Raw genomic sequence first — 12,918 nt, 5'->3', positions numbered from 1 at the left:
GACCCGGAAATCAGCGGTTGCTGCGCCGCGGAGGGACAACAAACATGACCAGACTGCTCATCATCGGTCCGCCCGGCTCCGGCAAGGGAACCCAGGCTGAACATCTGGCCCGGCACTTCGGGATCCCCGCCGTGTCCACCGGTGAGATCTTCCGGAGCAACGTCAGCCGGCAGACGGAACTGGGCAACGAAGCTGCCAAGTATCTCGACGGCGGGGATTTTGTCCCGGACCACCTCACCAATGAGCTGGTCAAGGACCGCCTCCGGGACGCCGATGTCCGGGCCGGCTTCCTGTTGGACGGATACCCGCGCACCGCACCCCAGGTGGTGGAACTGGACAATTTACTGGCCTCCCAGGGCGGCTCCCTCGATGCAGTAATCGAACTTCGTGCGCCGGATTCCGAGCTGGAACAGCGGATGCTGCAGCGTGCCCAAAAGGAGGGCCGGAAGGACGACACCGTGGACGTGTTCCGGCGGCGCCTTGACCTGTACCACCGGGAGACCCACGAGGTGGTGTCTGTCTACGCGGGACGCGGACTGCTCGTGTCGGTGGACGGCAGCGGCGATCCGGGCGAAATCACTGAACTGGCGATTACCGCCGTCGAACGCTTCATCAACGGAAAGGGAGAACACGCATGAGGGTGGCAGTAACCGGGGGAAGCGGAAAGCTGGGACGGCACGTGGTCCGGCGGCTGGCGGAGGACGGACACGAGGTGCTGAACCTGGACCGGGCAGGGGAACGGAGTCCCGGGCTGGTGGTGGTGGACCTGCGCAACTACGGCCAGGTCCTCGATGTCCTGCTCGGCGTAGATGACCGGCACGCGGGATTCGACGCGGTAGTCCACCTCGGTGCCATTCCGGCGCCCGGCATCATCCCGGACGCGGCCACCTTCGAGAACAACATGCTTTCCACCTACAACGTCTTCCAGGCAGCCCGCCGGGCCGGGATCAAGAAGGTGGTGTACGCCTCCAGCGAGACCGTGCTGGGGCTGCCGTTCGACGTCGACCCGCCCTATATCCCGGTGGACGAGGAGTACCCGGCGCGGCCCGAAAGCACCTACTCCCTGGTGAAGCACCTTGAGGAGCAGATGGCGGTGGAGCTGACCCGCTGGGACCCGGAACTGAGCATCTCCGGCCTGCGGTTCTCCAACGTGATGGACATCGAGGACTACGCCAGGTTCCCAAGCTTCGACGCCGATGCAACCCTGCGGAAGTGGAACCTGTGGGGCTACATCGACGGCCGCGACGGGGCCCAGGCCGTGGCCCGCGCGCTGGAGAACGGACGGCCCGGGTTCGAGGCGTACATCATCGCCAACGCGGACACCGTGATGGGCAGGTCAAGTGCCAGCCTCGCCGCGGAGGTATTCCCCGCCGTCAAGGTCACCAAGGAACTGGGCGGGCACGAGACCATGCTGTCCATCGATAAGGCCCGCAGGCTGCTCGGATTCGAGCCCGAACATTCGTGGCGGAACCACCAGGCAGGCGCCGCTGGAGGCGCGGCAAGCTAGGGGATTCCTGACCGGCACAGGAATCACCAAGGGTTGGCACAGGATCCCGCAAGGACCCGGATCCTTGCCATTCCCGGGTCCTAATCTTTTGGTAAGGGCGGATGGATGTTCTGCCCGCGCAGCCCGCAACGCCAAAACAAGGACCCCAAAATTCGTACTCCCTCCTTTGTGCTGCCTGCCTCAGCAGTGCTGGTCTCCGCCGTCGCACTTTCCGCCACCGCCGTGCCCGCGTCGGCAGCTCCGCCTGCCGATGCGGGCACCGGCCGCTACATCGTCCAATACGCAGCCAACACCGACGTGGCAGCAGAGGCGGCGGGACTGCGGGCGCAAGGCCTTGCCGTCGGCCGTACCTTTTCGCACGCCGTCCGCGCGGCTGTGGTCACGGCGAATCCCGCGCAGGCGGCGGCCCTTGCCCGTTCCGGCCGGGTGGTCTCGGTGGAAGCGGACGCTCCGGTCGGCGTCTCCGCAACCCAGCAGCCGGCACCGTGGGGCCTGGACCGCATCGACCAGAAGTCCTTGCCACTGTCCGGGTCCTACTCCTGGACTGCTTCCGGCGCGGGCGTGACGGCCTACGTGGTGGACACGGGCGTCCTGGCTTCCCACGCCGATTTCGGCGGCCGGGTGGCCGCAGGCTGGTCCGCCGTGGCTGACGGACTGGGCTCGAGCGACTGCAACGGACACGGCACGCACGTGGCCGGTTCGGTGGCAGGCGCCACGTACGGCGCAGCAAAGGGTGCCACCATGGTTCCCGTGCGGGTCCTGGACTGCAACGGCTCCGGCTACAACTCAGACGTAGTGGCGGGGCTGGACTGGGTGGCCGCGCACCACACCGCCGGGACCCCGGCGGTGGCCAACCTGAGTTTGGGCGGCGGCGCGAGCACCGCCGTGGACGCGGCCATCCAGGCGGTAATCAACGACGGCGTCACGGCCGTGGTTGCCGCCGGCAACTCCGCCGTGGACGCCTGCACCAGCTCGCCCGCCCGGGTGCCGGCCGCCATCACCATTGCTGCCAGCGACTCCGCCGACCGGCAGGCATCCTTCTCCAACTTCGGCTCCTGCGTGGACCTCTACGCCCCCGGCGTTGGTATCACCTCCACCTACTACACCTCCGCCACGGCCACCGCGTCCATGTCCGGGACCTCGATGGCCTCGCCCCACGCGGCAGGGGCGGCGGCCCTGCTGCTGTCCCAGAACCCCGCCCTCACGCCGGCCCAGGTGGCCGCCGCGCTGACATCCAACGCGACCGCCGGGGTGATCACCGGCGCCACGAGCGGCACGCCGAACCGCCTCCTGTTCGCCGGCACCGTTGCAGCTGCCCCCGCACCGGCACCTGCCCCCGCACCTGCCCCGGCTCCCGCGCCTGCCCCGGCTCCCGAGCCTGCTCCGGCGCCCACCGTCACTGCGGTGACGCCGGCAAACGACGCCACGGCCGTACTGGCCGGAACCAACGTCGCGGCCACCTTCAGCGCCGCGGTCCAGGGCGTCAGCGGGGGAACGTTCGTGCTCAAAAACGCCGCAGGAGCCACCATCCCCGCCACCGTCACCTACAACGCCACCACCCGCACGGCCACCCTTGATCCGGCGGCCACCCTGGTTGCCGATACCCGGTACACCGCAACACTGGTGGGCGGCACCTCGGCCATCCGGGGCAGCACAGGCACGCCGCTGGCCTCTGTCAGCTGGAGCTTCCTCACCGGACAAGCGCCCGTTGTCCTCAGCACCACCCCCGGCAGCAACGCCCTGCTGGTGCGCCGGACCAACAACATCAGCGTCACCTTCAACGAGGCTGTCCAGGGCGTTACCGGAACCACCTTCACGGTGAAGAACGCCGCCACCGGTACCCTGGTGCCGGCCTCCGTTTACCGGAACGGCACCACCAATCAGTGGATCCTGGATCCCCAGCAGTCGCTGGCCGCCAAAACCAAGTACACCGTGACAGTGACCGGCGGCGCTGCATCAGTACGCGACCTGGCCGGGAACCCCTTCGCCGGCCGCAGCTGGCAGTTCACCACGGGCTCCTTCTAGGTCCGGCCTAAACCGCCTCCAGCAGGAACTCCGTGCGCCCATGCACGGTCCCGTTGATCTGCAGTTCCAGCGCATGGAGTCCCGGATGGTGCACCCGGGTTGTCATTTGCCGGAAGGCGTGGCGTTTGGACAGGCTCCGGCTCTCCCCGGGTGCAAGGGTCAGGGTGGCGATCTTGAAGACCTTGGCGGACTGGGTGCCGATGGCCTTCCGGTAGTGCACCAGGTAGTCCACGGCGAGCCGAACGTCGGCGCTGCCGGGATTGGAAATCTCAAAGGCGAAGGTCAGCTCGCCGGGGATAGTGAGTGTTTCCCGGTCAAGCCTCGGCCCGTTCACTGCCACGGACGCGGGGGTGAAGCCCAGCAGTTCCAGCGCGCCGGGATGTCCTTTTTTGACCAGCGTGCGGAGCCCGTGGCGGACCACCCACCCCGTATTGGCGTCCGGTGCGGAGAGCCAGCGCCCGGCGGCGGCAACAACAGCATCGGGGGCGTGCCGGGCAAGGTCATTGAGGTGGTTTGCCACCGAGCGCCGGACGTACTCTGAGGAATCCCGGTACAGGGCATCCAGGACGGGCAGGGTGGCCTCGGGACGCTGGACCAGGGCGGGTACCCGAACTGCCCACGGAAGGTAGGGTCGGGTGCCTTCGCTTGCCAGCCGGCGCACGTGTTCGTCCGGGCTCGACGTCCATTCCTGGATGGCTTTCAGGGCGCGGTCCGGGTCCTTGGCCAGGAGCCGGCGGAGGGCGAATTCGCCGGTGAGCCTCGGCGTGAGTTCGGCCAGCAGGGCCAGGGCGTCGTCAAAGTCCTCCAGGGCGCCGGATTCCAGGGCCAGGGTGACAGCCGCCTCCGAAACGGGCCACAACACCCAGCCGGTAAATTCCGGAGAGCGCAGCGCCGCGCGGAAGCCGGCCGCCGCCGTCGTAAACGCCTTGCCTTCCCGGCGCTCCCTGATGTCGGCTGCCAGCGCCCCGGCCACCAGATCCGTGCGGGCGCGCAGGTTGAGGTCTCCCAGTTTCCCTCCGGTGCCAGCGGTCCGCTCCCACCGGACTCCGGGCGCCCTTTCCGTGAGGATGCCGGCGAGGTTGGCGATGGCCGGCGGGTCAATCAGTTCGTTCATTACGCCCATCCAGTCAGGGTACCGCCGGGCTGCGACAGTAACGGCCGCCGCGGAACAGGGATAATCTTCCCCTAGGCAAACTTCACTACCGAGGGGCGGATGTGCCGGTGGGACAGCAGGGATCAGCAGGCTCCGGAACCAGCAGGAAGAGTACGGGCAGGTGGCGGGCCTTCCACGACAAGTTCGTGGTGGAGGAGCGTTATGTGGATCCGGCGGACAGGCGCAGCCTGTACCGGGCAGCAGTGATCCTGGCGGCCGTGGGGCTGGCGCTCTTCGTGGCCACCCTGATCAGCGTGGTCCAGGCCGACGGGCTCTCCGCAGCCGACGTCCCTGTCCGCGACTGGCTGCTCAGCCTGAGGTCGCAGACGCTGACAGTGGTGATGATCTTCCTGGCCGTGGTTTTTGGTCCCATTGCCTTGCCCATTATCGTGCTGGTGGTAGTGGTCGCCTGGGGATTCGCCGCCAAACACGCTTGGCGACCCATCCTGCTGGCGTCGGCCATGCTCACCGGGGTGATCATTTCGCAGATTATCCTCCAGATTGTGCGCCGGTCCCGTCCGCCGGTTGAGCAGATGCTCTTCGGGATAGACCACACCTTCTCGTTCCCCTCCGGTCACGTCCTGGGGGCCTGCGACTTCCTGCTGGTGGGAACGTTCCTGATCTACTCGCGGCGGAAAAACAGGAAGGCAGCGGTTTTTGGGTTCACCGTGGCGGGGATCGGCATTGTGCTGGCCTCCGTCAGCCGGCTGTACCTGGGCTACCACTGGCTCAGCGACGCCCTGGCATCGGTCTCCCTGTCACTGCTGATCCTTGGCGGAGTGATCGCCCTGGACACCTGGCGGACGGCAAGGATTCCGGGCGAGCGGATCACCGGCGAACTGTCCAAGGCAGAGACGCCGCGGGAGTAACCAGCCTCATGCGGGCGGCCGGGACCTGGCCCGTTTCAGGGCGCGGTGAAGCTTGAGGTTGGCTTCTTCCAGTTCCAGCACTTTGGCCACTCCGGCCAGGTTCAGGCCCTGCTCCAGGAGTTCGCCGATCCTGAGCAGCACGGCGATGTCCGCGTCGCTGTACTGCCGCGTGCCGCCGGCCGTGCGGGACGGCGTCAGCAGGCCCCTTGTCTCGTAGAGGCGGATGTTCTGCTGGCCGGTGTTTGCCAGTTTCGCGGCAACGGAAATCGCATACAGCGCGCGTCCTCTCGCGGGCGCGGGGGCCCGGCCTGTTTCCTGCCCTGCCATTGGCCCTCCCAAAATTTCCTGCCGGCAATCTTGCTTCAGTTTCCCACGGGTGCTATAAAAAATCTATATCCACCACCATAGATCATGGCGGGTGGATATGGCACCGACCCAACATCTTAGAAGCTGAAGGAGTGGGAAATGATGTTGATGCGCACGGACCCGTTCCGTGAGCTGGACCGGCTCACGCAGCAGGTCTTTGGAACCGCCGCCCGCCCGGCTGCCATGCCCATGGATGCCTGGCAGGAGGACGGCGAATTTGTAGTTGCCTTTGATCTTCCGGGCGTCAAGCTCGATTCGCTGGACCTCAATGTTGAGCGCAACGTCCTCACTGTGCGCGCCGAGCGGCAGGACCCCACCCAGCCCAACGTGGAGCTGGTGGCCTCCGAGCGGCCGCGCGGTGTTTTCAGCCGCCAGCTGATCCTGGGCGACACCCTCGATACGAATGCCATCAAAGCCAGCTACGACCAGGGTGTTCTCACGCTGCGGATCCCCGTGGCGGAGCGGGCGAAGCCACGCAAGATCGAGATCCAGACCCAGCAGGGCGAGATGCAGCAGATCGGCAGCTAGGACGGTCCTGGCGGTGCAGGGCAACCGCGGCGGCTGCCCTGCACCGCACCCGTATCCGGACAGATCTGGAACCGGAGGGCTGACATGAACGAGATCCCGGACTACTACGGCACACTGCGCGTCCCGCGGGAGGCCAGCCAGCAGCAGATCTCGCGCGCCTACCGCGCGCTCATGCGCAGCCATCACCCGGACCTGGATGCCGGAAGGGCTAACCCAAGCAGCCAGGCGGGTGGCCCGGGGACAAACCTGCCGCCACCGGAGGCGGAACTGCTGCGGATTATGGAGGCCTTCGCCGTCCTGCGCGATCCGGCACGCCGGGCGGACTATGACCGCCAAACTAAGGCGGGACCGGCAGCCCGGGGAGCGCCGGCGTCGGAAACTGCGCATAATATCCCGGTCCGCAAAGTCCAGCGCCGGAGCGGACCTGCCGCAGACACCATCCGGATCAGTCCAGTGCGCTGGGAAAGCGGACCCTGGGCCTAGCTGCCGGAACTGCCCGGCGCGACGGCTACCTTCAGCGGCCGGGGGAACCACCCCGGCCGGCCCTATCTTGAGGAGGCGAACTGCATGAGCGATTGGCGCCGCTACGACTCACACCTGATGCCGGCGTTCCACGAGCGTTTCGAACAGCGCTGGGGCCAAGGCACCGCGCCGTTCCTGGACCCCGAAGCGCACGAGGAACCGCTGCCCCGCGCCCAGTGGATCAACCCGGCAACCGGCGCGGCCCTTGCAGTGGTGCCGGTGTGGACATCGGACGAAAAGCAGCAGCGGTCCTTTGGCGTCTTTTATCTTCCTCCCGCCGGGGACATCTGGGTGCTGCGGCCGGGCTACACGGGGTACCTTGAACCGGCCGACGGCGAAACGGAGCACCTGGTGACACTGCGGAACGACGCCTTCCGCAAGGCTGTGGCGCACGCGAAGGAATTCCTGTTCGGCGAGCACTAAAGCCTCGGGAAATCGTGCGAGGATATGGTCCTGACCTCGCGCCGGCCATGGGATTGGCGCGGTTACCGTCCTGTCCGTAGTAAGGGTTGAACTGATGCATATCTCCGCCAAGGACCTCGCCGCACTCATCCCGCCGGGATTCACCCTGGGAGTGGCCACCGCAGCCTTCCAGATTGAAGGCGCACTGGACGAGGACGGCCGCGGACCCGCCGCCTGGGATCTCTTTGCTGACAAGCCTGGCGCCATCGTGGAGGACCACAGCCCGAAAGTAGCGTGTGACCACTACCACCGGATGCCCCAGGATGTGGCCCTGATGAAGCAGCTGGGCGTGGATTCCTACCGGTTCTCGTTCGCCTGGCCCCGCATCCAGCCCACGGGCAAGGGACCGGCGAACCGCGCCGGCCTGGCCTTCTACGACCGGCTCCTGGACGAGCTCCTGGCCAACGGGATCTCACCCATGGCCACCATCTACCACTGGGACACCCCGCTGGCGCTCGAGGAGGACGGCGGGTGGATGAACCGGGACACCGCCTACCGCCTGGGGGAGTACGCAGGCATTCTGGCCGAGGCTTTCGGCGACCGGGTGGCCCGCTGGGTAACCATCAATGAGCCCGCCACGGTGAGCACCAACGGTTACACCCTCGGCCTGCATTCGCCGGGCAAGGAGCTCCTCCTGGGCGCATTCCCCACCGTCCATCACCAGTTGCTGGGGCACGGGCTCGCCGTACAGGCACTGCGGGCAGCGAAGGTGCCCGGCGAAATCGGCATGACCAATGTCTACTCGCCCATGGTCCCGAACTCCATCAACCCGCTGGACTACGTCAGCGCGGGGCTGATGGACCTGGCGCAGAACCGGCTTTACGCCGACCCCGTGCTGACCGGCAAATATCCGGACCTGATCCGGGCCGCCAAGTTCTTCAGCTCGTTCGAGCACCCGGAAGAGGACATGGCCCTTATCTCGCAGCCGCTCGATTTCTACGGGCTGAACTACTACATGCCCACCAAGGTGGCCGTCGGCCCCGGCGGCGGAGCAGTACCCCAGAGCATGGCTGAGGCCATGGGCAGCGACCTCAGCGCAGCGGGCAGCGGCGGCACCCCCTTCCACGTGGAAACCTGGCCCGAAGCGGACATCACGTCCTACGGCTGGCCCGTGAAACCGGAGTACATGGCGGTGGCCCTGAAGGAAATGGCCGAGCGGTATCCCAACCTGCCGCCCGTCATCCTCACCGAGGGCGGGGCAAGCTTCGAGGACATCATCGTCCGGGACAAATCAACCAACACCCGGTTCATCCCTGATGAGCGCCGGCTGAAGTACCTTTCAGACCACCTTGAGGCCGCGCTGCGGGCCACCGCTCCCGGCGGGGAAGCGGAGTCGATCGACCTGCGCGGATACTACGTCTGGTCGCTGATGGACAACTTCGAGTGGTCCGCCGGCTACAACCAGCCGTTCGGACTGCTCCACCTGGACCGGGAGACCCTGGAACGGACCCCGAAGGCCTCCTACTTCTGGTACCAGGAGCTCATCGAGGAGCGGGACGTGGCTGCCGCTGCGGACATGGCCATTGCCGCGGCCGCCGCCCCTGACGGGCTCGACGAGGACATCCTGGATGCGGAATCGCCCGACGACGGCGTGTCCCCGCTGGGTGCCAGCGCTTAGGCGGGTGGGGCTGGAGACAGCCCTGCTGCTTCCGGCAGCGTGCCTCTAGAGGACGCCCAGCATGGCCAGCTGCTTTGCCATGCCGGCCCCGTCGGGGGAGTAGATCCACGGAACCCGGGAGGCCGTGTGGTCTCCGTCCTCGGAGTGGCCGCCGGCGAAGACTGACTCGCTCACGGACAGCTGGCGGATGGCGATAGCGGCAACCTTGTCCGGGTTTTCCGCTGCGAAGCCGGAGTAGATGGCTTCATCGTGCTGTCCGTTGTCGCCGATCAGGAGCCACTGCATGTCCGGAAACTCCTTGCTGAGCCGTTCCAGGTTGCGGTGCTTGTGCTCCTGGCCGCTGCGGAACCAGCGGTCCTGGGTCAGGCCCCAGTCCGTCAGCAGCAGCGCTCCGGACGGATACATGTTGCGGTTCAGGAACCGGGCCAGGGTGGGCGCGGCGTTCCAGGGGCCCGTGGACAGGTAGATGACCGGGGCATCCGGGTGTTCGATGGTGAGCCGGTCCAGCAGCACCGCCATGCCGGGCGTGGCCATGCGTGCGCGCTCGCTCAGCACAAAGGTGTTCCACAAGGCCAGGAACGGCCGGGGAAGGGCGGTGACCATCACGGTGTCATCAATGTCCGAGACGATGCCGAACTTCACGTCCGGTGCGATCACCCGGATCCGCGCCTCAACAGGATCGGTGCCTTCCGCGCGGAGAACAGCAGTGTGCCAGCCTGGAGACAGCTGGACCTCCACTTCCGTGTCGATCAGGCCGCCACGGTCCGCCCGGACATGGGTGACGACGTCGCCGATGGTGATTTCGACGTCGGTGAACTGCAGCGGTACACCGGTGAAGGCGCGCCAGCCCCGCACGTTCTGGTTGCCGTTCTGGGCTGCCTGCTCCGCTTTGCTGCCGGGCAACGGCTTCTGGGTCATCAGCACCCGCCCCAGTACCCTGACTTGGGTGGTTGAGCCGTAGCCCTGGTAGGCGATGATCTGCGGAACGAACTTCCAGCGCTTGGCCAGCTGGATCCGGACGTCATTGAAGGCGTCGGAGAGCCAGTGCGCCAGCCGGAACACCTGGTTCCCGGAGAGCGCGTCCAAAGCCGCGGCAGGTGTTGTGTTGTGGGCAGAATTCTTCGGAGCCGAGTCCATGGCTCCACTCTGCCACAGGGTGCCGCGGGCCAAGGAGAAACCGGGCGTCCCTTGAGGCTTCGTGACGTTATCCTTCGCCCAGGATCCCGCGCAGGGTTTCCGCGTTCCGCACAGCGTTGCCGCCGCCGTCGTTGTTGAAATAGGCGTAGACGTCCTGGCCGTTTCCTGCCCACTCACGGATCCGGTCCGCCCACCAGTGAAGGTCCGCATCCGAGTAGGAGCCCGCGTAGAGGTGCTCATGGTCCGGGCCGTGCAGCCGCACGTAGGCGAAGGGGGCCGTGGTCCGGAGGATGCAGGGAAGATTGGCGCCGCTCATGATGCAGTACGCAGCCTGGTGCCGTTCCAGGACCGCGAACACCTCCGGGCATTCCCAGCTCGGGTGCCGGAACTCCACCGTGACCCTGATCCAGTCCGGCACTGCGGCGAGGAAATAGTCCAGCCGGGCATCGTCCCGCTCCATGCCGGGCGGCAGCTGGACCAGGAGGACTGCCCGCTTATCCCCGAGCTCGTGCCAGCACCGGGTGATGCGCTCCAGCCACACTTCCGGTTCGTAGAGCTTCCGGGCGTGGGTCAGGCCGCGGGGAGCCTTCACGGACATGGTGAACCCGGCGGGCAGCCGCTGGTTCCAGCCGGCAAAGGTGGTGTCGCGGGGCCAGCGGTAGAAGCTGGCGTTGAGTTCAACGGTGCGGAACCGGGCCACGTAATGCTGCAGCCTGTCCTTCGCGGGCAGCCCGGGCGGATAGAGGACGTTTTCCCAGTGGTTGTAGCTCCATCCGGAGGTTCCGATGTGGATTGCCATGTCTGCCCTCCGGTCAGCGCTGCCGTTGTTCCGAGGCTACACGGTCCACTCCGGCGCCGGCTGTGGCAGGGTATGGTCATGGCACGAATTGAAGATTATGCGGTAGTCGGCGACCTCCACACCGGGGCGCTGATCAACAAGGAAGGCTCCATCGACTGGCTCTGCCTTCCCCGGTTCGATTCCCCTGCCTGCTTTAACGCACTGCTGGACACGCCCGAAGCGGGCCGGTGGCTGTTGGCACCGGCAAGCGGCGGCACCTGCACCCGGCGCGGTTACCGGGACGGCACCCTGATCCTGGAAACGGAGTGGGAAACCGAAGACGGTACGGTGCGGGTCATCGACTTCATGCCGCCGCGGGACTCGGTGGCTGACATCGTCCGGATCGTCGAAGGCGTCAGCGGAAGCGTGAAGATGCACGGCGAACTGACCCTCCGCTTCGATTACGGCCACATCATCCCCTGGGTGCGCAAGGACCAGTATGGCCTGCACGCCATCGCCGGGCCGGACGCCGTCTACTTTGTCACCCCGGCTCCGCTGCACGGCGAGAACATGCACAGCGTCAGCGACTTTACGGTCAACGCAGGCGAACGGGTGCCCTTTGTCCTCACCTGGGCGCCCAGCCACGTGGGCCGGCCGCACACTGTTGACGCCGAAGAAGTTCTCGGCACCACCCACTCATTCTGGCGGGGCTGGGCCTCCCAGTGCACCGTGGAGGGTAAGTACGTGGACGCCGTGATCCGTTCACTGGTAACGCTGAAGGCCCTCACGTACGCCCCCACGGGCGGGATCGTGGCAGCCGTGACCACGTCCCTGCCCGAACAACCCGGCGGCCCGCGCAACTGGGACTACCGCTACTGCTGGCTCCGCGATGCCACCATGACGCTCCAGGCGCTGCTGGCTGCCGGCTACACCGCCGAGGCCGCGGCCTGGCGGGACTGGCTGCTCCGGGCCGTGGCGGGCGACCCGTCCGACCTCCAGATCATGTACGGGATCCACGGCGAACGCCGCCTGCCGGAGATGGAGCTGCCCTGGCTGAAAGGCTACGAAAACTCATCCCCCGTCCGTATTGGCAACGGCGCCGCTGAGCAGCTCCAGCTCGATGTGTGGGGCGAAGTACTGGACTGCCTGGCGCTCACACGAAACTCCCTGCTTACCCACACCGATGAGGCGTGGGACGTCCAGATCGCGCTGATGGAGCACCTGGAGACCATCTGGGACCAGCCGGACAACGGGCTGTGGGAAATGCGCGGACCGCGGCGGCACTTCACCCACTCCAAGGTGATGGCCTGGGTTGCGGCGGACCGGATGGTGAAGGGCGTCCGCGACTCAGGGCTGCCCGGGCCGGTGGAGCGCTGGGAGAAACTGCGGGACACCATCCACCGGGACGTGATGGAAAACGGCTTCGACGCCAAGCGCAACACCTTCGTCCAGTCGTACGGGCGGCCGGAACTGGACGCCAGCCTGCTCCTCATTCCGCGGGTAGGCTTCCTGCCGCCGGATGATCCCCGCGTGATCGGTACCATCGAGGCCATCCAGCGGGAACTGACCGAGGACGGGTTCGTGCTTCGCTACCGGCCCGCCGAGGCCAACGACGGACTGCCGGGCGATGAGGGCGTGTTCCTGGCATGTTCGTTCTGGCTGGTGGAAGCGCTGCTGGGGGCGGGCCGCCACGAGGAATCGCGGCAACTGTTCGAGCGCCTCCTGGACCTGCGCAACGACGTGGGGCTCCTGAGCGAAGAATGGGGTGTCCGGCTCGGCCGGCAGCTCGGAAATACACCCCAGGCCTTCAGCCACTTCGCGCTTGTGACTAGCGCTTTGGAGCTGCATCAGGATACGGTTCGGCGGAGTGACACCCCCATTCCACCGGAAACGGCGGAATCGCGCTGAGGCGGCGCGTTCAGGGCGTCCGGCTTCTCCTTCGCGAATTAGATA

13 protein-coding genes are annotated in these 12,918 nt (G+C 66.7%); 9 read left to right on the top strand and 4 right to left on the bottom strand.

The annotated features are described in order from the left end of the window. Window positions 1–44 precede the first annotated feature (44 nt). From AC3A4Z_RS06735 to AC3A4Z_RS06725, 3 genes are all read left to right on the top strand, one after another. The gene (locus tag AC3A4Z_RS06735) at window positions 45–638 is read left to right on the top strand and encodes an adenylate kinase (RefSeq protein ID WP_498710864.1); all 594 of its coding nucleotides are present in this window, start codon (window positions 45–47) and stop codon (window positions 636–638) included. After that, on the top strand, window positions 635–1,507 hold the full coding sequence (locus AC3A4Z_RS06730; protein ID WP_498710863.1) for an NAD-dependent epimerase/dehydratase family protein: 873 nt from the start codon (window positions 635–637) through the stop codon (window positions 1,505–1,507). The genes AC3A4Z_RS06735 and AC3A4Z_RS06730 overlap by 4 nt, the downstream gene beginning before the upstream one ends. A 168-nt stretch (window positions 1,508–1,675) precedes the next feature. Continuing rightward, window positions 1,676–3,532, top strand: a complete 1,857-nt coding sequence (locus AC3A4Z_RS06725) for a S8 family serine peptidase (protein ID WP_498710862.1) — start codon at window positions 1,676–1,678, stop codon at window positions 3,530–3,532. Window positions 3,533–3,539: 7 nt separating this feature from the next. Here AC3A4Z_RS06725 and AC3A4Z_RS06720 read toward each other — a convergent pair whose 3' ends face one another. Next, window positions 3,540–4,646: a DNA alkylation repair protein gene (locus AC3A4Z_RS06720; protein ID WP_498710861.1), complete on the bottom strand. Its 1,107-nt coding sequence runs from the start codon at window positions 4,644–4,646 to the stop codon at window positions 3,540–3,542. A gap of 107 nt (window positions 4,647–4,753) precedes the next feature. On the opposite strand from AC3A4Z_RS06720, the gene AC3A4Z_RS06715 reads away from it, so the two are divergent. Further along, window positions 4,754–5,554: a phosphatase PAP2 family protein gene (locus tag AC3A4Z_RS06715; RefSeq protein WP_498710860.1), complete on the top strand. Its 801-nt coding sequence runs from the start codon at window positions 4,754–4,756 to the stop codon at window positions 5,552–5,554. A gap of 6 nt (window positions 5,555–5,560) precedes the next feature. Here AC3A4Z_RS06715 and AC3A4Z_RS06710 read toward each other — a convergent pair whose 3' ends face one another. After that, the gene (locus tag AC3A4Z_RS06710) at window positions 5,561–5,881 is read right to left on the bottom strand and encodes a MerR family transcriptional regulator (protein ID WP_493972028.1); all 321 of its coding nucleotides are present in this window, start codon (window positions 5,879–5,881) and stop codon (window positions 5,561–5,563) included. A 141-nt stretch (window positions 5,882–6,022) separates the two neighbouring features. Between AC3A4Z_RS06710 and AC3A4Z_RS06705 the strand changes: the two genes are divergently transcribed. The 4 genes from AC3A4Z_RS06705 (at window position 6,023) to AC3A4Z_RS06690 (ending at window position 9,050) form a co-directional block, all read left to right on the top strand. Further along, complete coding sequence (locus AC3A4Z_RS06705; RefSeq protein WP_493972060.1) at window positions 6,023–6,448, top strand: Hsp20 family protein; 426 nt, start codon at window positions 6,023–6,025, stop codon at window positions 6,446–6,448. Window positions 6,449–6,532: 84 nt separating this feature from the next. Next, a complete protein-coding gene (locus AC3A4Z_RS06700; protein WP_498710859.1) occupies window positions 6,533–6,931 on the top strand; it encodes a J domain-containing protein in 399 nt (132 codons plus the stop codon). A gap of 84 nt (window positions 6,932–7,015) precedes the next feature. After that, entirely contained in the window at window positions 7,016–7,393 is a 378-nt protein-coding gene (locus AC3A4Z_RS06695; protein WP_050053768.1) for a hypothetical protein, read from the top strand. A 94-nt stretch (window positions 7,394–7,487) separates the two neighbouring features. Further along, complete coding sequence (locus AC3A4Z_RS06690) at window positions 7,488–9,050, top strand: family 1 glycosylhydrolase (RefSeq protein ID WP_493972031.1); 1,563 nt, start codon at window positions 7,488–7,490, stop codon at window positions 9,048–9,050. 45 nt (window positions 9,051–9,095) lie between these two features. Here the strand turns inward: AC3A4Z_RS06690 and AC3A4Z_RS06685 are convergent, their stop codons facing one another. Together AC3A4Z_RS06685 and AC3A4Z_RS06680 are read right to left on the bottom strand one after the other, a co-directional pair. Beyond that, window positions 9,096–10,187: an App1 family protein phosphatidate phosphatase gene (locus AC3A4Z_RS06685; protein ID WP_498710858.1), complete on the bottom strand. Its 1,092-nt coding sequence runs from the start codon at window positions 10,185–10,187 to the stop codon at window positions 9,096–9,098. A 67-nt stretch (window positions 10,188–10,254) separates the two neighbouring features. Beyond that, window positions 10,255–10,986 carry a DUF72 domain-containing protein gene (locus AC3A4Z_RS06680; RefSeq protein WP_498710857.1) on the bottom strand — a complete coding sequence of 244 codons (732 nt, stop codon included), beginning with the start codon at window positions 10,984–10,986 and terminating at the stop codon, window positions 10,255–10,257. Between the two features lie 78 nt (window positions 10,987–11,064). Here AC3A4Z_RS06680 and AC3A4Z_RS06675 point away from each other — a divergent pair, with 78 nt between their 5' ends. Then, a complete protein-coding gene (locus tag AC3A4Z_RS06675) occupies window positions 11,065–12,873 on the top strand; it encodes a glycoside hydrolase family 15 protein (protein WP_498710856.1) in 1,809 nt (602 codons plus the stop codon). The last annotated feature ends 45 nt before the right edge of the window (window positions 12,874–12,918 follow it).

Source organism: Arthrobacter sp. Soil_C_49 (genome assembly GCF_057656635.1).
Note: the sequence above shows the minus strand (reverse complement) of the source record. Positions and strands in the feature narration are given on the sequence as shown.

Excerpts from the sequence above, each read along its gene's own strand:
- AC3A4Z_RS06735 (WP_498710864.1), top strand. The coding sequence starts at position 45 with ATGACCAGACTGCTCATCATCGGTCCGCCCGGCTCCGGCAAGGGAACC.
- AC3A4Z_RS06730 (WP_498710863.1), top strand. The coding sequence starts at position 635 with ATGAGGGTGGCAGTAACCGGGGGAAGCGGAAAGCTGGGACGGCACGTG.
- AC3A4Z_RS06720 (WP_498710861.1), bottom strand. The coding sequence starts at position 4,646 with ATGAACGAACTGATTGACCCGCCGGCCATCGCCAACCTCGCCGGCATC.
- AC3A4Z_RS06710 (WP_493972028.1), bottom strand. The coding sequence starts at position 5,881 with ATGGCAGGGCAGGAAACAGGCCGGGCCCCCGCGCCCGCGAGAGGACGC.
- AC3A4Z_RS06705 (WP_493972060.1), top strand. The coding sequence starts at position 6,023 with ATGTTGATGCGCACGGACCCGTTCCGTGAGCTGGACCGGCTCACGCAG.
- AC3A4Z_RS06700 (WP_498710859.1), top strand. The coding sequence starts at position 6,533 with ATGAACGAGATCCCGGACTACTACGGCACACTGCGCGTCCCGCGGGAG.
- AC3A4Z_RS06695 (WP_050053768.1), top strand. The coding sequence starts at position 7,016 with ATGAGCGATTGGCGCCGCTACGACTCACACCTGATGCCGGCGTTCCAC.
- AC3A4Z_RS06690 (WP_493972031.1), top strand. The coding sequence starts at position 7,488 with ATGCATATCTCCGCCAAGGACCTCGCCGCACTCATCCCGCCGGGATTC.
- AC3A4Z_RS06685 (WP_498710858.1), bottom strand. The coding sequence starts at position 10,187 with ATGGACTCGGCTCCGAAGAATTCTGCCCACAACACAACACCTGCCGCG.
- AC3A4Z_RS06680 (WP_498710857.1), bottom strand. The coding sequence starts at position 10,986 with ATGGCAATCCACATCGGAACCTCCGGATGGAGCTACAACCACTGGGAA.
- AC3A4Z_RS06675 (WP_498710856.1), top strand. The coding sequence starts at position 11,065 with ATGGCACGAATTGAAGATTATGCGGTAGTCGGCGACCTCCACACCGGG.